The 17,082-nt window shown below is 72.3% G+C and carries 15 protein-coding genes and 1 pseudogene; 7 read left to right on the forward strand and 9 right to left on the reverse strand.

What is annotated here, in order from left to right; translation table 11 throughout:
• Positions 1 to 124 precede the first annotated feature (124 nt).
• From ABZ154_RS11270 to ABZ154_RS11280, 3 genes are all read right to left on the reverse strand, one after another.
• Positions 125 to 1,438 carry a hypothetical protein gene (locus tag ABZ154_RS11270; RefSeq protein WP_356831223.1) on the reverse strand — a complete coding sequence of 438 codons (1,314 nt, stop codon included), beginning with the start codon at positions 1,436 to 1,438 and terminating at the stop codon, positions 125 to 127.
• Between the two features lie 10 nt (positions 1,439 to 1,448).
• Positions 1,449 to 1,703, reverse strand: coding sequence for a MoaD/ThiS family protein (locus tag ABZ154_RS11275; RefSeq protein WP_073876902.1), 255 nt, complete (start codon positions 1,701 to 1,703; stop codon positions 1,449 to 1,451).
• 67 nt (positions 1,704 to 1,770) lie between these two features.
• A complete protein-coding gene (locus ABZ154_RS11280; protein WP_356831225.1) occupies positions 1,771 to 2,628 on the reverse strand; it encodes an alpha/beta fold hydrolase in 858 nt (285 codons plus the stop codon).
• Between the two features lie 383 nt (positions 2,629 to 3,011).
• On the opposite strand from ABZ154_RS11280, the gene ABZ154_RS11285 reads away from it, so the two are divergent.
• The 5 genes from ABZ154_RS11285 to ABZ154_RS11305 all read left to right on the forward strand — a co-directional run bounded on the left by ABZ154_RS11285 (position 3,012) and on the right by ABZ154_RS11305 (position 8,694).
• Positions 3,012 to 3,818: a response regulator transcription factor gene (locus ABZ154_RS11285; protein WP_356831227.1), complete on the forward strand. Its 807-nt coding sequence runs from the start codon at positions 3,012 to 3,014 to the stop codon at positions 3,816 to 3,818.
• 24 nt (positions 3,819 to 3,842) lie between these two features.
• On the forward strand, positions 3,843 to 4,883 hold the full coding sequence (locus tag ABZ154_RS11290) for a LacI family DNA-binding transcriptional regulator (protein ID WP_356831229.1): 1,041 nt from the start codon (positions 3,843 to 3,845) through the stop codon (positions 4,881 to 4,883).
• Between the two features lie 330 nt (positions 4,884 to 5,213).
• Entirely contained in the window at positions 5,214 to 6,371 is a 1,158-nt protein-coding gene (locus tag ABZ154_RS11295) for a trypsin-like peptidase domain-containing protein (RefSeq protein ID WP_356831231.1), read from the forward strand.
• 77 nt (positions 6,372 to 6,448) lie between these two features.
• Complete coding sequence (locus ABZ154_RS11300; protein WP_356831233.1) at positions 6,449 to 7,186, forward strand: response regulator transcription factor; 738 nt, start codon at positions 6,449 to 6,451, stop codon at positions 7,184 to 7,186.
• Positions 7,187 to 7,296: 110 nt separating this feature from the next.
• Positions 7,297 to 8,694 (forward strand): HAMP domain-containing sensor histidine kinase, encoded by a 1,398-nt coding sequence (locus tag ABZ154_RS11305; RefSeq protein ID WP_356831281.1) that lies wholly within the window; start codon positions 7,297 to 7,299, stop codon positions 8,692 to 8,694.
• Between the two features lie 53 nt (positions 8,695 to 8,747).
• Here ABZ154_RS11305 and ABZ154_RS11310 read toward each other — a convergent pair whose 3' ends face one another.
• Together ABZ154_RS11310 and ABZ154_RS11315 are read right to left on the reverse strand one after the other, a co-directional pair.
• Positions 8,748 to 9,680 carry a phosphatidylinositol-specific phospholipase C gene (locus tag ABZ154_RS11310; RefSeq protein WP_356831235.1) on the reverse strand — a complete coding sequence of 311 codons (933 nt, stop codon included), beginning with the start codon at positions 9,678 to 9,680 and terminating at the stop codon, positions 8,748 to 8,750.
• A 97-nt stretch (positions 9,681 to 9,777) separates the two neighbouring features.
• Complete coding sequence (locus tag ABZ154_RS11315; RefSeq protein WP_356831237.1) at positions 9,778 to 10,896, reverse strand: alkene reductase; 1,119 nt, start codon at positions 10,894 to 10,896, stop codon at positions 9,778 to 9,780.
• A 117-nt stretch (positions 10,897 to 11,013) separates the two neighbouring features.
• Here ABZ154_RS11315 and ABZ154_RS11320 point away from each other — a divergent pair, with 117 nt between their 5' ends.
• Positions 11,014 to 11,391 (forward strand): MerR family transcriptional regulator, encoded by a 378-nt coding sequence (locus tag ABZ154_RS11320; RefSeq protein ID WP_356831239.1) that lies wholly within the window; start codon positions 11,014 to 11,016, stop codon positions 11,389 to 11,391.
• A gap of 61 nt (positions 11,392 to 11,452) precedes the next feature.
• Positions 11,453 to 11,681 (forward strand): annotated as a pseudogene (locus tag ABZ154_RS11325) (hypothetical protein); the annotation flags it as partial.
• Between the two features lie 202 nt (positions 11,682 to 11,883).
• On the opposite strand, the gene ABZ154_RS11330 reads toward ABZ154_RS11325, so the two are convergent.
• The 4 genes from ABZ154_RS11330 to ABZ154_RS11345 all read right to left on the reverse strand — a co-directional run.
• Positions 11,884 to 13,188, reverse strand: a complete 1,305-nt coding sequence (locus ABZ154_RS11330) for a hypothetical protein (protein WP_356831241.1) — start codon at positions 13,186 to 13,188, stop codon at positions 11,884 to 11,886.
• Between the two features lie 133 nt (positions 13,189 to 13,321).
• Complete coding sequence (locus ABZ154_RS11335; RefSeq protein WP_356831243.1) at positions 13,322 to 13,798, reverse strand: nuclear transport factor 2 family protein; 477 nt, start codon at positions 13,796 to 13,798, stop codon at positions 13,322 to 13,324.
• A gap of 719 nt (positions 13,799 to 14,517) precedes the next feature.
• Positions 14,518 to 15,135: a hypothetical protein gene (locus ABZ154_RS11340; RefSeq protein WP_356831245.1), complete on the reverse strand. Its 618-nt coding sequence runs from the start codon at positions 15,133 to 15,135 to the stop codon at positions 14,518 to 14,520.
• Between the two features lie 222 nt (positions 15,136 to 15,357).
• Positions 15,358 to 17,082, reverse strand: a 1,725-nt coding sequence (locus ABZ154_RS11345; protein WP_356831247.1) for a CDP-glycerol glycerophosphotransferase family protein, incomplete at its 5' end; no start/stop codon positions are given.

The following is a 17,082-nucleotide window of genomic DNA, read 5'->3' on the forward strand; positions in this document are numbered from 1 at the left end:
AGCCGTACGGTCGGTCGTCCCCCGGCATTCGTGAGCCTACTGCCACAGCGCAGGACGCCCCGGGTGATCGACGAGTGGCACCACCTCATCGGTTCCCGGGGCGGGTAGCCCTGTTGAGTACGCGTCAGACGAGCGCGCGGCCGATCAGGTAGACAGCCGGGGCCGCCATGGTGAGCGGCAGCGCCACCCCCGCCGTCATGTGGACGAAGCGGGACGGGTAGTCGTAGCTCGCCGCCCGCAGCCCGATCAATGCGCAGACGCCCGCCGCGAGGCCGAGGAGCGCACCCTGGCCGCCGTACTCCGTGAAGCCGCCCACCGCGATGCCGGCGCCCGCGCCCGCGAGCAGCGCCACCACGACCGACGCGATACCCGGCAACGGCAGCGCACGGGCGAGGACGGCGGCCGCGACCGCCACCCCGCCGACCGTCACCGCGTCCCCGGCCGCCGCGAGGTGTCCGGCGGCGAGGACCGCGAGGGCCGCCGAGACGACCGTGGCCATCAGCCCGGACATCCGCTCGTCCCCGGCCGCGTGGCTGCGGAGCTGGAGGACCACGGTGAGCAGCACCCAGACCCCCAGGGTGCCCAGGAGCGCGGCGGGCCCGTGCTCCCGGCCCGCCGCGAGGAGCGCGACATCGGCGACGAGGCCGCCGGCGAAGGCGAGCGCGATGCCCTGGCGGGCCGGCCACATGCCGTTGAGCCGGAACCAGCCGGCGGCGGTCACCGCCTGGAGGAGGACGAGCGGGACGAGCAGGGCGTACGGGCCGATGGCCGCGCCGCCCGCGAGGAGCAGGCCGAGCCCGGCGGTGATCGCGGCGGGCCGGATACCGGGCGCGATGATCGGCGACCGCCCTTCGGCCCGGGCCCGCTGGGCGTCGGTGATCCGGCCGTTGCCGAGGGTGGTGGGCGCGCTGTAGCCGGAGTCGCCGGGGCCCGGCTGCGGGGGCTGGGCGGGGGGCGCGGCCGACGGCACAGGCTCGGGCCCGGCCGCCGGGGCCTCGGGCGGGAGCGGGAGGGAGCCACCGGCGCCCTGAGGGGGCAGGTGGGCGGCATCGGCGGCGGGCCGGTACGGCTGGTGGGGCTCCTGGTACGGCTGGTGGTGCTCCCGGTACGGCTGGTGGTGCTGAGGGTCCTGGTACTGCGGCTGCGGCGCCCCGTACGGGTCGGGCTGCCCGGTTCCGTACGCGTCCGGCTGCTGCTGCCCGTACCCCTGGACCTGCCCCTGGTACGGCTCCGGGTCCCGCTGGATCGTCGGCTGGTACTGCGTGTCCCAGGTCGGCGCCTGCCACGTCTGCGTCGCGCCCTGGTCGTAGCCGCCCGGCTCCTGGGGCAGCGCGGACTGCCCGGCCGTCCCGTCGGGCCAGTGCTGCGGCGCCTGGGCCTGCTGGGGCGGGTGCTGGGGGTCGTACGGATACGGGTACTGCTGATCGCTGCTGCTCATGGCCTGCGGTTCACCCTCCTGCGAACGGCGGGAGCACCTCGACCGTGCCGCCCTCGGCAAGGCGTACGGTCTCATGCCCACGGGTACCGACGGGGTTGCCGTCGATGAGGAACGAGCACCGCTGGAGCACCCGGCTCAGCTCGCCGGGGTGCCGTTCGCGTACGGCGTCGAGCGCCTCGGCGAGGGTCGCCGCCGCGTACGGCTCCTCCGCGATGCCCGCGGCGGCCTTGGCCGCAGCCCAGTAGCGGATCGTCCCCGCTGCCATGGCGCCACTCCTTAGGTTCGGTGGGTCCGGTCGGCCCACGCCTCGTGCGTCAGCTCTCCATGATGGGTCACGCGGACAGCGCGGCCGTCGCCCAGTCGGCGATCCGGCCGAGGAGGGCGTCGTCCGCCGCGTTCTCCGCGTGCCCCATTCCCCGCTCCAGCCACAGCTCCGCCCCGCCCTCCCCCGCCGCCCCGGCCAGCATCCGCGGGTGGTCCAGCGGGAAGTACGGGTCCCGGTCGCCGTGCACCAGCAGCAGCGGGGCCGGGGCGATGAGCGGGACCGCGGCGACCGGGGAGAGCGGGACGGGGTCCCAGTCGTCGGTGGCGATCCGGGTACGGAATCCGTACCGCCCGACGAACCGCCCCGAGGGGCGGGTGACCACCCAGTGCAGGCGGCGCATCGGGGCCGTACCCCGGTAGTACCAGCGCGCGGGGGCACTGACCGCGACCACCGCATCGGCATGCGCGCCGAAGTGCGCCCCCGAGTGCTCCCCCGTGCGCCGTTCCCGCACCGGTACACGAACGGCCGTATCGCGCGCCTTGGATCCGTCCGTATACAGGGCGCCGTGGCGCAGCGCCACCGAGCCGCCCATGGAGAACCCGACCGTAACCACCCGGGAGTGCCCCAGGGTCCGCGCCCACGCCACCGCGGCCGCCAGATCCAGCACCTCGCGGTCGCCCACCGTGGAACGCCCGCCGGACCGCCCGTGCCCCCGGAACGAGAACGTGATCACGGCCGCACGCTGGGAGAACACCTGCGCGGCGCGGCGTACGGCGGGTCGGGCGGCCGAACCGGTGAACCCGTGTGCCACCACGATCGCGGGGGTGTCAGCAGCCGGTTCCGCACGAGCCCCGGAAGACGCGTCGAAACCCGCCGTACACGGCTCGTACACCGCCTCGACCGGGATGCCGTCATCGGTCAGCAATGTGGCGAACCGTGGGACCCGCGTGAGCAAGGGAACAGAAGAACTCAGGAATCGGCCCTCGGACGCGGAACTCATGTGGGCTATTCTGCTGCGAAGAGGATCCGGGCAATGCAGCCCCCGGGTCCTTTTGTGCTTCCCGGGCGTTGTTACGCAGACGTTTCGACAAGCTCAGCGGTCCCAGGGCGCGGGACCGCACCGTAAAACCTGTATGACGAACGCCGCAGCGTGATCGCGGGGAACCGTCGTACAGCCGTACGAAGCAGTGCCGCATACTCCCCCGGGTCCGACCCGGGAGTGCCCCTCTCGCAGGGAACGAGGAGGACCGACGTAATGGGCGAGCGAACCGTGCAACACGATCGACCGAACCAGGCAGGTGGGCGGCGATGAGTTCACTGCTGCTGTTGACGAACGCACTCCAGCCCTCGACGGAGGTGCTCCCCGCCCTCGGCCTCCTGCTGCACAGCGTGCGGGTCGCCCCGGCCGAGGGCCCGGCCCTGGTGGACACCCCGGGCGCCGACGTGATCCTCATCGACGGGCGCCGTGACCTGCCTCAGGTCCGCTCGCTCTGTCAGCTGCTGCGGTCCACCGGACCGGGCTGTCCGCTGATCCTCGTCGTCACCGAGGGCGGCCTCGCGGCCGTCACCGCCGACTGGGGCATCGACGACGTCCTGCTGGACACCGCTGGGCCCGCAGAGGTCGAGGCGCGGCTGCGGCTGGCCACCGGCCGGCAGCAGATCACCTCCGACGACTCCCCGATGGAGATCCGCAACGGCGATCTCTCCGTCGACGAGGCCACGTACAGCGCGAAACTCAAGGGCCGGGTCCTGGACCTGACCTTCAAGGAATTCGAACTGCTGAAATACCTGGCCCAGCACCCGGGCCGGGTGTTCACCCGCGCCCAGCTCCTCCAGGAGGTCTGGGGGTACGACTACTTCGGCGGTACGCGGACGGTCGACGTCCACGTCCGGCGGCTGCGCGCCAAGCTCGGCCCCGAGCACGAGTCGCTGATCGGGACCGTCCGCAACGTCGGCTACCGCTTCGTCACCCCGGAGAAGGTCGAGCGCGCCGCCGAGGAGGCGAAGGAGCGGCAGGCCGCCCAGCAGAAGGCCGCCGAGCCCGTCGCCCGTTCGGAGCAGTCGGCTTCGGCCACGGCGGCGGAAGAAGCCCCGGTAGAGGCTGCCAAGAGGTAGGTCCATCCGCGTAGACTGCCGCGCGTGGCCAAGGTGACGCGGGACGATGTGGCGAGACTGGCGGGGACGTCGACCGCGGTCGTCAGCTACGTCATCAACAACGGACCGCGGCCGGTCGCCCCGGCCACGCGTGAGCGGGTGCTCGCCGCGATCAAGCAGCTGGGCTACCGGCCCGACCGGGTCGCCCAGGCCATGGCCTCGCGGCGCACCGACCTCATAGGGATGATCGTCCCCGACGCCCGGCAGCCCTTCTTCGCGGAGATGGCGCACGCGGTCGAACAGGCAGCCGCCGAGCGCGGGAAAATGGTGCTCGTCGGCAACTCCGACTACCGCGACGAGCGCGAGGTCCACTATCTGCGGGCCTTCCTCGGCATGCGCGTCTCCGGGCTGATCCTGGTCAGCCAGGGCCCCAGCGAGCGGGCCGCGGCGGAGATAGAGGCGTGGGACGCCCGGGTCGTGCTGCTGCACGAGCGCCCCGAGGCGATCGACGACGTCGCGGTCGTCACGGACGACGTCGGCGGCGCCCAGCTCGCCACCCGCCACCTGCTGGAGCACGGCAACGCGTACGTGGCCTGCCTCGGCGGTATGGAGTCGACCCCGGTGGTCGGTGACCCGGTCGCCGACCACGTCGAGGGGTGGCGCCGGGCGATGCACGAGTCCGGCCGCTCGACGGAGGGCCGGCTCTTCCAGGCCCCGTACAACCGGTACGACGCCTACCAGGTGGCCCTCGGGCTGCTCGCCGGCCCGGACCGGCCCCCGGCGATCTTCTGCGCCACGGACGACCAGGCCATCGGGGTGCTGCGGGCGGCGCGCGAGCTGCGCATCGACGTGCCGGGTGAGCTGGCGGTCGCGGGCTTCGACGACGTCAAGGAGGCCGGGCTCACCGATCCGCCGCTGACCACGGTCTTCTCGGACCGGCCTGCGATGGCGCGGGCCGCGGTGGACCTGGTGCTCGACGACTCGCTCCGGGTCGTCGGCTCGCGGCGGGAGCGGCTGAAGCAGTTCCCCTCGGCGCTGGTGATCCGGCGCTCGTGCGGCTGCGGGGAGCCGAACGCGTCGGCGTGACCACCGCCCGAGGCCGCCTCAGAGGTCCGTCCTGGACTCCCGCGCATGGCACAGACCCTGCCGATCTACGACGGCACGACGGGCGAGACCGCCCCCGGACCGCGCACCGGCGGGATACCACTCGTCCCCCTCGGCTTCACCTGGCCCCGCTGCGCCAACTTCGGCGGCGGCCTCGGGTACGTGCTGACGTGCGCGCGCCCTGCACGTGGGCGGTGTTCCTCACGCAGAGCTGAGGCGGGCGTCGCTGCGGGTCCTTACAGCGGGCATACGCGGTTCTTCCGGGCTTCTCAGGACGTACTCAGGCTGCTCTCATCTTGGCTCGCGAGGCTGATGCACATGACGGAGAGCCCCCGCCCGAGCGGCGCGTACACGACGGACCAGGACGCCACCCCGAGCCCGCACTCGTCCCCGTACGACAGGACGTACAGCGCGGTGTACGACGGCACGAGCACGGCGTACGACGGCACGAGCGCGGTGTACGACGGCACGGCAGGCGGCTACCCGCCGCCGCCCCCGTACGCCCCCGACCCCTGCGCGTACGCCACCGAGCCCCCGGACCACGGGCGCCGCGAGCGCCGGGCGAAGCGGCCGGTGGCGCTGCTGGCGGCCGTCGCCCTCGCCGCGGCCGTGATCGGCGGCGGCAGCGCGGCGCTGGTCGGGCAGCTCACCGACGGCGGAGCCATCGCGACCGGCTCCACCGGCGTGGTCCAGGGCACCACCGTCGCCCGGAGCAGCAAGGGGACGGTTTCGGGCGTCGCGGAAGCGGTCTCCCCGGCCATCGTCGAGATCGGTGCGGCCTCCTCGGCGGGCAAGTCCACCGGGTCCGGGGTCGTGATCACCGAGGACGGCGAGATCGTCACCAACAACCACGTCATCTCGGGCGCCCAGCAGATCGAGGTCACCCTCTCCACCGGCAAGACCTACACCGCCGACGTCGTGGGCACCGACCCCGACAAGGACCTCGCGCTCATCAAGCTGCGCGGCGCGAGCGGGCTGAAGACGGCCCCGCTCGGCGACTCCTCGCAGGTCAAGGTGGGCGACCAGGTCGTGGCGATCGGCTCGCCGGAGGGGCTGACCGGCACGGTCACCAGCGGGATCATCTCCGCGCTGGACCGGGACGTGACGGTGGCCAAGGACGACTCCGGCAGCGGCTCCGGGCAGGGCCAGGGCAGGCAGGGCGGGCAGGGCGGCGGAAGTGATCAGTGGCCGTTCGAGTTCGGCGGGCAGCAGTTCAACGGCGACACGGGCGAGAAGACGACCACGTACAAGGCGCTCCAGACCGACGCGTCGCTCAACCCCGGCAACTCCGGCGGCGCGCTGATCAACATGGACGGCGAGATCATCGGCATCAACTCCGCGATGTACGCGCCCAGTTCCTCAGCGGCGGGCGGCGGTTCGTCGGCGGGCAGCGTGGGCCTCGGCTTCGCGATCCCGGTGAACACGCTCAAGGCCGACCTGGACACCCTGCGCGCTGGCGACGGCTCCTGATCGTGCGAGGGTGAGACACTCCCGCAGACCGGGCAGACCGGGCGGACCGGGTCGACACGAGAAGAGGACCAGCAGCGATGAGCCCCGCCGAAGACGATCCCCAGCGCATCCTGATCGTCGACGACGAACCGGCCGTACGGGAGGCGCTCCAGCGCAGTCTCGCCTTCGAGGGGTACGGCACCCAGGTCGCGGTCGACGGGTACGACGCCCTGGCGATGGCCGAGGCGTACGCCCCCGACCTCATCGTCCTGGACATCCAGATGCCGCGCATGGACGGACTCACCGCCGCCCGCCGCATCCGCGCCACCGGCTCCACCACGCCCATCCTCATGCTCACCGCCCGCGACACCGTCGGGGACCGGGTCACCGGCCTCGACGCGGGCGCGGACGACTACCTGGTCAAGCCGTTCGAGCTGGACGAGCTGTTCGCCCGCATCCGGGCCCTGCTGCGCCGCAGCTCGTACGCGGCGTCGGCGGCGGGCGCGCAGGCCCCGGACGACGACGTCCTCTCCTTCGCCGACCTGCGCATGGACCTGGCCACCCGCGAGGTCACCCGAGGCGAACGCCGGGTCGAGCTGACCCGCACCGAGTTCACGCTCCTGGAGATGTTCCTGGCCCACCCGCGCCAGGTTCTGACGCGGGAGCAGATCCTCAAGGCGGTCTGGGGCTTCGACTTCGAGCCGAGCTCCAACTCCCTGGACGTCTACGTGATGTACCTGCGCCGCAAGACGGAGGCGGCCGGCGAACCGCGCCTGGTCCACACCGTGCGCGGGGTCGGCTACGCGCTCCGTACGGGCGGGAGCGGCGAGGCGTGAGCACGGCGGAACCCACCGGGGGCGAAGCGGCTCCCACCGGGGGCGAGGCGGCTCCCACCGGGGGCGAGGCGGCTCCCACCAGGAAGAGGCTCGTACGCCGCTTCCGCGCGCTGCCGCTGCGCTCCCGGCTCGCGATCCTCGTGGCCACGGCGGTCGCGGTGGCGGTCGCGGCGGTGGCGGTGGCGTGCTGGTTCGTGACCCGGATCCAGCTGGAGGACCAGCTCGACGACTCGCTGCGCAACGCGAAGATGGACAACGAGCCGATGCGCGACCTGCTGAGCTCGTGCCTGAGCGGTGGGCAGCTGCCGGCCCAGGAGTTCCCCGGCCAGTACACCGTGCAGATCGTCGCCGCGAACGGCAGCTACTGCACCGCCCCGAACACCACCCCCGTCCCCGCCCAGCCGGACGATGTCGCCGTGGCGGCCGGCCGGGAGACCGACGCCCTGCACACGACGGAGAACGACGCCGGGAAGGACATGCGGGTCTACACCCGCAAGCTGCCGCCGGTCGTCAGCTCCGGCCAGGCGAACAACCAGCTCGCGGTCTCGGTGGCCCGCCCGCTCAGCGAGATCGACGCACCGCTCTCCACCCTCGCCTGGGTCCTGGCCCTCGTCGGCGGCATCGGCGTCATCGGCGCGGGCGCGGCCGGGCTCTGGGTGGCGAGGGCGGGCCTGCGCCCGGTGGACGAACTCACGGAGGCCGTCGAGCACGTGGCGCGCACGGAGGACCTGACCGTGCGGATCCCGGTCGACGGCGAGGACGAGATCGCCCGGCTGTCGCACTCCTTCAACTCCATGACGGCCCAGCTCGCCTCCTCCCGCGACCGCCAGGCCCAGCTGATCGCGGACGCGGGCCATGAGCTGCGCACCCCGCTCACCTCGCTGCGGACGAACGTGGAGCTGCTGGCCCGCAGCGACGAGACCGGCCGGGTGATCCCGCCGGACGACCGCAAGGCGCTGATGGCCTCGGTGAAGGCCCAGATGACGGAGCTGGCCGCCCTCATCGGCGACCTCCAGGAGCTGGCCCGCCCCGACGCCGCGCAACCCGGCCCGCTCCAGGTGGTGGGCCTGCACGACATCACCCGTACCGCCCTGCGACGCGCCCGCCTGCGCGGCCCCGAGCTGACGATCACGGACGACCTGGCCCCCTGGTACGTACGGGCCGAGCCGGCCGCCCTGGAGCGGGCGATCGTCAACGTCCTGGACAACGCGGTGAAGTTCAGCCCGCCCCGCGCCACGATCGACGTCCACCTGCACCGGGGCGAGCTGACGGTTCGGGACCGGGGCCCCGGCATCCCCGCCGAGGAGCTCCCGCACGTATTCGAACGCTTCTGGCGCTCCCCCTCCGCCCGCCAGCTCCCCGGCTCGGGCCTGGGCCTGTCCATCGTGGCCCGTACGGTCCAGCAGGCGGGCGGCGGGATCACCCTGCGCCCGGCCCCGGACGCGGGCCCCGGCACGGTGGCGACGATCAGACTGCCGGGGGCGCCCACTCCGCCGCCGGGGATGTGAGGGTCAGGCAGCGCCAAGGCCCGCCGCCCCTCGCGCGCGTCGGCCGACCGCCGTCACCCCACCGGGTTGTGCCGGATCAGCGACTCCACCAGCCCTCCCCGCTGGTTCGGGTAGTCCAGCGGGACGATGCCGAGACCCGTCCAGCCGGCCGTCTCGGAACGCTCGAGGAACGAGTGCACCTGCGGGTTGAGGCGGTCGGCGTTCCAGCGGGGCGGCATCAGGGCGGCGGTGGAGACGTAGTTCATGAAGAACTTGCCCGGCTGCTGGGCCGCCTTGCGGAACTGCGCCTCGATCTTCGGGTACTTGGCGAACGGCTCTGCCATGTAGTCGTCCTGGATGTCGAAGAGGGCCGGGTCGCCGTACCGCACCCCGGGCAGCCCGCCGTTGTCGGCCAACAGCACCACCTTGCCCCGCGCCTGCCCGAGCGAGGGCAGCGCGGAGTCCAGCCGGAACAGCGAGCGCCACCCCCGCCCGCCGAGGTAGTCGTCGAAGATGGCCCGGAACGCCGCGTCGCTCTCGGAGGAGTACTCCTGCTTGACTCGCATCAGCACGGTCTCGCTGGGCCGTGCGGCCAGGAAGTCCCGGCAGGAGACGAGGACATCGCCGAACATCATGTTCTGGAACGCGGCCCCGTGATGGATCGCGAACGACCCTCCGGTGATCCGGCACCGTACGTCCAGGAAGCGCACCCCGCTCTGCAACTGCTGGGCGATCGTGGTGTTCTGGCACTCCGCCCACGGCCCGCCGAACCGCGCTCCCGAGTCGTGCGTACCCGGGATCGTGAGCCGCTGGAGCGCGGTGGCGTCGGGCAGGCCGCCCATCCAGTCCTGCGTGCCCCGGACCGCCCGTCCCCGGGCGGCCGCGACGGCGGGCGCGGTCCCGACGACGGCGGTCGCGGAGACGGCGAGGGCGCCGGCCAGGAAGGTTCTGCGCGTGCTCAGGTGGCGCGACTGCGCAGGCGGCTTGGGGGCGGGGGTGACGGACATGGAGGCGCCTCCGAGGGCGGTGGGGGCAAGGTGGGGCAAGGCCCTTGGATTCTGACGCGCGCACGTCACAGCGGGAAGAGGGCCGGGCCCCCGGGGCTCAGCCCGCGTGCCGGTACGCCGGGTACGTGACGTACCCCGCGTCACCCCCCTGGAAGTAGGTCGCCGCCTCCTCCGCGGCGAGCGGCAGCCCGGCGCGGAGCCGTTCGACCAGGTCGGGGTTGGCGATGAAGGCCCGGCCGAAGCTGATGAGGTCCGCGCCCAGGCCGAGCCAGCGGTCGGCGTCGGGGCGTTCGGCCCGCCGCTCCCCCATCGGCAGTACCGGGTTCATGATCAGGGTGCCGGGCCACGCGCGGCGCAGGGCCACCAGAATTTCGTCCTCGGCGGTCGCCTCCAAGTGCACGTACGCCGGTTCCAGACGCGCCAACTCCTCCAGCAGGAGGGCGTAGAGCTCGGGTACGTCCTTCTCCTCGACGCCCCAGAACGTCCCGCCCGGCGAGAGCCGGATGCCGGTCCGCGCCGCGCCCACGGCATCGATGGTCGCTTCCACCGCCTCGACGGCGAACCGTACGCGGTTGGAGACCGACCCGCCGTAGCGGTCGGTCCGCAGGTTGGCGTTGGAGGAGAGGAACTGGGAGATCAAGTAGCCGTTGGCGCCGTGCAGTTCGACCCCGTCGAACCCGGCGTCGACGGCCCGGCGGGCGGCCGCCGCGTATGACTGGGCGTGCTCGGGAACCTCGGCGGTGCCGAGGGCCCGGGGCATCGGCGCCGCCTGGGGCCCGGTCGGCGTGAACACCTCACCGGCCGCCGGTACGGCCGACGGCCCGACCGGCACGAGACCGTTCGTGTCAGGATGCGAGACCCGCCCGCCGTGCATGATCTGCGCGAAGATGCGCCCCCCGTTCGCGTGGACGGCGGCGGTGACCGGCCGCCACGAAGCAACCTGCTCATCGGTGTGCATCCCCGGCGTGCCCGGGTTCGACTGCCCGATCAGGCTCGGCTGCACACCCTCGCTCACGATGAGCCCGGCAGTCGCCCGCTGGGCGTAGTACGTCGCCATCGACGGCGTCGCCAGGCCCCCGGCGGCGGCCCGGACGCGGGTCATGGGGGCCATCACGACCCGGTTGGGGAGGGTGAGGCCCCCGAGCCGGTAGCCGGTGAACAGGGTGTCGGAGTGTGTGTCGGAAGGGGTCTCGGGGTGGGTGTCGATCAGGGTCATGCCGTCCGTCCTCCTCGTGACGCGGTACCCGCGAGCCGGGCACTGCGGCTACGCTAAAACCTGACATCAATGTCAGAGGCAAGCCCGAAGAGGACGAAGACGAGAAGGACGGACGGCATGCGCATCGGGGAACTCGCGAAGGCGGCCGGCGTCAGCGTCCGGTCCCTGCGCTACTACGAGGAGCAGGGCCTGCTCACCAGTACGCGCAGCCCCAGCGGGCAGCGGCATTTCCGGGAAGCCGACATCGACCGGGTCGGCTTCGTCCAACGGCTCTACGCGGCCGGCCTGTCCAGCCGCACCATCACGGAACTGCTGCCCTGCGTGGACGCCCCGAGCGAGGCGACGTCCGACGCCGCCATGGAACGGATGGAGCAGGAGAGGGAACGGCTCTCCGCCCACATCGAGGAGCTGGCCCGCACCTGGGACGCCCTGGACGTACTGATGGCCACGAACCGGGCCCATCGCAAGACGCTGCGGCGAGCCACGGCGGCCTGACCGGCCCCCTCCCTCGTGGCTCAGCCCAGCCGGGAGGTGGCGTAGGCCTCGGTGGCGTCACGTCGTCCACGTCATCAACGACGGCGGGGGGAACCCCGCACGACATCCGGGCCGAGATCGGCCGGATACACCCGGCCGTCGCGCCGGTCGACGGCGAACCCGTCGCCGTCAAGCAGGCGCCGAACGCCTTCCACGGCACCGACCTCGACGCACGCCAGGTGCACGACAGCGTCCTGGCCACCATCGGCGACCTGTACGGGGTCGTCGTCTCCCAGGAGATCGTCCGATGAAGCTGCTCCGTACCGCTACCGCTTTCAGCACCGCCGGCCGTCAGCCCGGCCCGAGAGCAACGTGAGTTGGGTCCCACCTGCCTCACGCCGCTCCACATCGATGAACCCCAGCTTCGCCGCGCGACGCGTCGAGGGGACGTTTGCGGCCTGGGTGGCATTCGGCTGGTTCGCCCGGTGAGGGCGCCGAGCGAACCCTCCCCGCTCAAGCCTGGTCCTGAGCTCCGGGGTGCCACGGCAGGGAGGGGCCAGGCCCTCGGTGGGGATCTGGAGCGTCGGAGGTGGCGGTGCCGGGAGGGGCTGCGGCGCCGGAGGCCGTAGCCGTGGTGCCGGGAACCGCCGGGTCGGGGCCCGTGACGTCAGAGCCCCTCGGGTCCGGACTCGCACCGGCGCGGAACCGGCTCCCCGCCATCCGCAACGTCACGGCAGCCGCCGCCCCCGCCACCAGGCCGAAGGTCAGAGCGGCAGGGACGCCACCGCCGATGCCGGCCGACAGCTGCACCAGCCCCCAGCGCATCCCCCCATCGCTCAAGGCCATCTGTGTCAACTGGCTCACCAGCAGACCGATCACGGTCGCGCAGACCGCGCCGGCCGCCATCGCCGGGACCGTGGTCCGGGAGAGCAGGACAGGCAGCCACCGCAGCGCCCACCACACCGCGGCGAGCACGAGCGCGTCGGCCACGCGGTACAGGAACCAGTCGCCGACCGGCGTACCGGCCGGGCCCGCCCAGGAGCCCAGCAGCAACCACTGGCGCAGGAGGTCGCCCGGCTCGGCGAACAGGCCACTGCCCGGGAACGCGGTCTGGAGGGTGGCGGCCACGGGCTGGTACGAGAGGACGACCAGGGACACGGCGATCACCGCGGTTCCGGCGGTGGCGGCCAGGCGGGCGGCCGCCACCGGGACGGCCGCCCGCGGCAGCGGGCCGGCGCCCTTGGCCGTGACCCGGGCCGCCAGCACCGCGACCACCGCCGCGACGAGTGCGGTGAGTACCAGGATCTGCCGCCCGCCGGAGGCCATGCCCGCGAGCTGGGGCAGGAAGCGGTAACTGCCGCGCCCGTTCGCCGCGATCAGCCAGGGCGCGGAGACGGCGACGGCCAGGGTCCCGGCCACCACGCCCCAGGCCCATACCGCGAGCAGCGTGGCGGGCACCCGGCCGTTCACCGGGGGGAGCCTGCGGACCAGGAGCAGCGCACCGGGCACGAAGAAGAGGGGGACCGCCACGAACCGGATCTGCATCCCCGTCGCATACAGCGACAGATAGCGGGAATTGTCGATCGCTGCCCCGTCCTCGCCCACACCGAACGTCTCCGCGCCGATCCGGACAGAGGGCGGAGGGTCGTACGACCACGGGGTGAGCCAGTGTTCGAGCTGGGCGGCGGGCAGCCCGCCGAGCACGTCGACGGTGCCCGGCAGTTGCAGTGCCTGGGTGCTCGCCCCCGCCCACCAGAGAAGCGCCGTGAGCAGCAGCCCGCCGACCAGTGCCGGTATCGCAGCGCGCCGGTATTCCATGTACGTCCCCCGCCTTGCCCGCACGTGCTCTCGCCTGCCGTGCATCCCCTGCCGGAGGAGACTACGGGGCGTTGATCACATACGGATCACTGTCCGTACATGGTCATGCAAGGCCCTTCGCCACTGCGGCCTTTCAGACGTCGCCGACCACTCCGCCCACGTTCTCGGTCGGCCCGCCGAAGGCCAGGAACAGGGCACGCCTGCTGAGCAGCCACCGGCCGTCGGCCTTTCGGAAGGTGTCCTCGTAGTGGCCCACCTGCGTCGGGGGCCTCGGCGGCAGCATCCCGCCGGAGTGGCCGTCGACGCGGTACGTCGTGAAGTAGGTGGTCGCCGTCGCCGTCGACGCGGAGGTCAGGGTCACCAGGATGTTGGTGCAGATGCGACGCGAGAGCCGGTCGGCGGGGCGGGTCCCGAAATAGCCGCGCAGCGCCTCCCGGCCTTCGATCCTGCGGTCGCCCTCGGCCCACTCCCAGACCCCGTCGGCCGTGAACAGCTCGGCCACCCTGCCCGGTTCGCCGAGATCCAGCTCATGGACGAACTGAACGACCAGGCGCTCACAGGCCCGTTCGGCGGTCAGGCGGTCCGGAGGAGCGATCGATTCATCAGCCATCGCCCTTTCCTATCCGCTCGACAGCGGCCGGGCGAACGGTTTCTACCTACCGGCCGCCGCTGCCGCAGTCGAGGATCTCGTCGAGTTGCCCGGCCGTCCTGACGCCATCATGCGTCCAGTACGACCCCGGGGGCAGGACAGCGGCTCATACCTCCGCGATGTCGAACACCTCCGCCACGCCGTACTCGGGGCCGTGGTCGATGGTCACATCGAGGGTCTTGGGCAGTTCGGACGGCTGCCCCGACGGGCTGGACGCGCGGTAGGCCTTCCCGTCCCAGAGGGGGAGCAGGCCGCGCCGCCCCTCCTCGGTCAGCGGCTTGTCGCCGCGCCAGACAAGCCGCTGACGGCCGCTGTCCCAGACCTCGACCCGCCGTACCCGGTCCTGCGGGCACTGGCCGGCCTTGACGGTGACCGTGTCCCCCGTCGATCCGCATTCCCACGAATCCGGGGCCGCCGGGATCGGAGAAGGTGTGGACGAAGAACGCCCAGTACCCCAGGGCCATCAGCACGACGACGACGGACGAGACCGCGAGCGCGGTGACGACGACCGTGTGTTCACGCTGCCTCACCGCGTGTTCACGCAGCTCCGTGGCCTCGAGCGCAGGCATGGGCGGTACTTCCCGTCGTCGCATCCGGCGCGCCGTCCTCCTCACACAGGCCGCGTCACGCCCTTGCACACAGCTTCGCCACCTCGACGGCGCAGCAGATGCCGACCTGCATCACTCCGGGGCGCGGCTGGTGGCCCCGGTGGCACCTTTGGGGGAGGGTGGCGGGGGCGGCAGCTCCGCGTGCGCGACAGCGTAACCGCCCTTGGTCACCGGGGCGTACGGGGCGGGGGCCATGCAGGTGCCGACCGGGGCATCCTCGGGCGGGGTGCTGCCGTTCGGCAGCAGGTTCACGCCGTTCCAGGAGAAACCGACGCGGTCCTTGGAGCGGCCCTTGCCTTCGTCCTTGCCGTCTCCCCCGTCGTAGACGCTGAATCCGACCCGGTTCCCGACGGTGGGAGGCCCGCCGGGGCTCACTTCGGTGATGACCGCCGTCAGGGTCGCGGTGCGCACTCCGGTGACCAGGCAGTCCACACGCCCCTTGGACGTGTACGTGATGTCCCGCTCGGCCGAGTAGTGGGAGACCTCGACCGTTCCCCGCGCGTCGGTGGGCAGGCCGCCGGGGATCCCGGGCAGCGGACGGCTGTACGGGGCCGCCCGGGCGTCGAAGGTGAAGGACCGGACGTCCTTGTCCTGGTGGTAGGGCAGGACGAACTCGGCGCTCCCGACGACGCTCGCGCGGACCGGTCGCGGGCTTCTCCTCCGGATCGCCGGACGCGGCCAGGGAGGCACCGGCCAACGTGAAGCCTGTGCCAAGTACGGCCAGTACGGCCAGAGTTCTGCGTCCGAACCGAGACGTCATGACGATCTCCTGCTCTGCGGCGGGGGCGGGCTTGCTCGACGGAATTCATCCCGCGCGCCCGCGCCGCCCCCGCCATCGGCCTCCGGGCTGGACCCCCGGCACTCGCTGCCGCCGCGCGGCGGAGACCCCCTCGCCCTCAGGTCTGACCAGGCTCAGCCGTCGGTCGGGGCCGCGGAGTGCGGTCCGTCGGCGAGCATGCGGTCCACGACGCGCGCTGTCGCGAGTCCGTCGCCGGGCTCGCAGAAGTCCTTCTTGAACTGGGCGTACTTCTCCCGGTAGTCCGCTTCGACGGCGTCGACGTCGCGTATGGCTTTGACCAGTTCCTCGGACGTCTTGAGCAGTGGTCCGGGGGCCCGGGTGGTGAAGTCGAAGTACAGGCCGCGCAGGGTGTCGCGGTAGTGCTCCAGGTCGTAGGTGAAGAACAGCATCGGCTTGTCCGAGTGCGCGAAGTCGAAGAGCGCCGAGGAGTAGTCGGTGATCAGCACATCGGCGACAAGGTACAGATCGGCGATGTCCGGGTAGCGGGTGACATCCCACACAAAACCGCGACCGTCACCCGGCACGCTGCCATGGACCCTCGGGTGCTTGCGGAAGAGCAGCACATGATCCCCGCCGAGCTCGGCCTGAGCCGCGGCCAGGTCGATCCGCAGATCGAGCTTGTACAGCTTGCTCGCGTGCCGCTGGTCCTCCCGCCAGGTCGGGGCGTAGAGCACCACCTTCTTGCCCTCCGGCAGACCGAGCCGCTCCCTGACCCGCGCCGCCCGCTCCTCACGGTCAGGCGCGTAGAAGACGTCGTTGCGCGGATAACCGCTCTCGAACATGCCGCCTTCGATGCAGTACGCCCTGCTCATGATCTCCGTGGTGTAGGCGTTCGGCGACACCACGAAGTCGAACTGCCGGTAGCTGTGCGGCAGGCTGGCGATATAGGCGGGGTTCGACTTGGACGAGCCGAGCAGGTCCGCGCCGATCTTCTTCAGCGGGGTGCCGTGCCAGGTCTGCACGACCCGCTGTCCGGGGCGGGCGACGAACCAGTCGCCGATCGCCGTGTTCACGACGACGTAACGGCTGCGCGCCAGTGCCTCGTAGCACTCGCGGGTGCCCCAGGTCACCACCGTCGCTTCCGCCGGCATCTCGGGAAGCCCCGCGTTCTGGATCCAGATGTGCTCGACCTCGACCTCCCGGCGCACCAGTTCCTCGTAGACCGACCGGGGCGAGTCGGAGAACTGCTTGCCGCCGAGGCTCAGGTAGAGCACCGAGTCGCGCAACGGGAGTTCGCGCTGTTCGTGGTAGTAGGTTTCGCGCAGGATGCGCTGGCGGTAGGCGCCGTGCTCGTCGGGGGCGAGGAGCCGTTCCGGCTCGATGAAGATGCGGTCGAAGTTGCGGCGGTCCACGGTGAAAGCGCGCGGCTGCCCACTGGCACGCTGCGGGCCGTTGAACTGCAGGGGCAGCTCTGTCACCTGCTCGGGGCGCAAGGTCACCGGGATGTCCCCGGACTTGTCCCAGGCGTCCGTGTCGCGGAAGAACAGGTACCAGCGACCGGGGCACAGAGGAAGCTCCGGACCGCTCACCTGAGGAGCTGCTTCGGGGTCGATCCGGATCGTGAACCGCCCGTCGGCGAGTTCGACCGGCAGCTCCTTCTCCTCGAGGCGGGTGCCGTGCCGCAGGATGACCTTCTTCCCGGCCGCCTCCTCACGGGGATACGTGCCCCCGAGCACCAGCTCTCCCGTGCCCGTAGCGGTCATCGTGTCGACCACCGGGCGGACGGCTCGCGTCGCCAGTGCGAGCCTGCCGGGCCCGTTGCTGTGGATGGCCAGCTCGCGGCCGGGGGCGTGCCGGTGCCTGCCGGTCGTGAAGCCCTCGGCGAGGCGGGCCTCCTG

Source organism: Streptomyces sp. NPDC006261 (assembly GCF_040613515.1).
GTDB lineage: Bacteria > Actinomycetota > Actinomycetes > Streptomycetales > Streptomycetaceae > Streptomyces.

Bases quoted from the DNA above. Each gene is read 5' to 3' on its own strand.
- ABZ154_RS11270 (WP_356831223.1), bottom strand. From the start codon at position 1,438: ATGAGCAGCAGCGATCAGCAGTACCCGTATCCGTACGACCCCCAGCAC.
- ABZ154_RS11275 (WP_073876902.1), bottom strand. From the start codon at position 1,703: ATGGCAGCGGGGACGATCCGCTACTGGGCTGCGGCCAAGGCCGCCGCG.
- ABZ154_RS11285 (WP_356831227.1), top strand. From the start codon at position 3,012: ATGAGTTCACTGCTGCTGTTGACGAACGCACTCCAGCCCTCGACGGAG.
- ABZ154_RS11295 (WP_356831231.1), top strand. From the start codon at position 5,214: ATGCACATGACGGAGAGCCCCCGCCCGAGCGGCGCGTACACGACGGAC.
- ABZ154_RS11300 (WP_356831233.1), top strand. From the start codon at position 6,449: ATGAGCCCCGCCGAAGACGATCCCCAGCGCATCCTGATCGTCGACGAC.
- ABZ154_RS11310 (WP_356831235.1), bottom strand. From the start codon at position 9,680: ATGTCCGTCACCCCCGCCCCCAAGCCGCCTGCGCAGTCGCGCCACCTG.
- ABZ154_RS11315 (WP_356831237.1), bottom strand. From the start codon at position 10,896: ATGACCCTGATCGACACCCACCCCGAGACCCCTTCCGACACACACTCC.
- ABZ154_RS11320 (WP_356831239.1), top strand. From the start codon at position 11,014: ATGCGCATCGGGGAACTCGCGAAGGCGGCCGGCGTCAGCGTCCGGTCC.
- ABZ154_RS11330 (WP_356831241.1), bottom strand. From the start codon at position 13,188: ATGGAATACCGGCGCGCTGCGATACCGGCACTGGTCGGCGGGCTGCTG.
- ABZ154_RS11335 (WP_356831243.1), bottom strand. From the start codon at position 13,798: ATGGCTGATGAATCGATCGCTCCTCCGGACCGCCTGACCGCCGAACGG.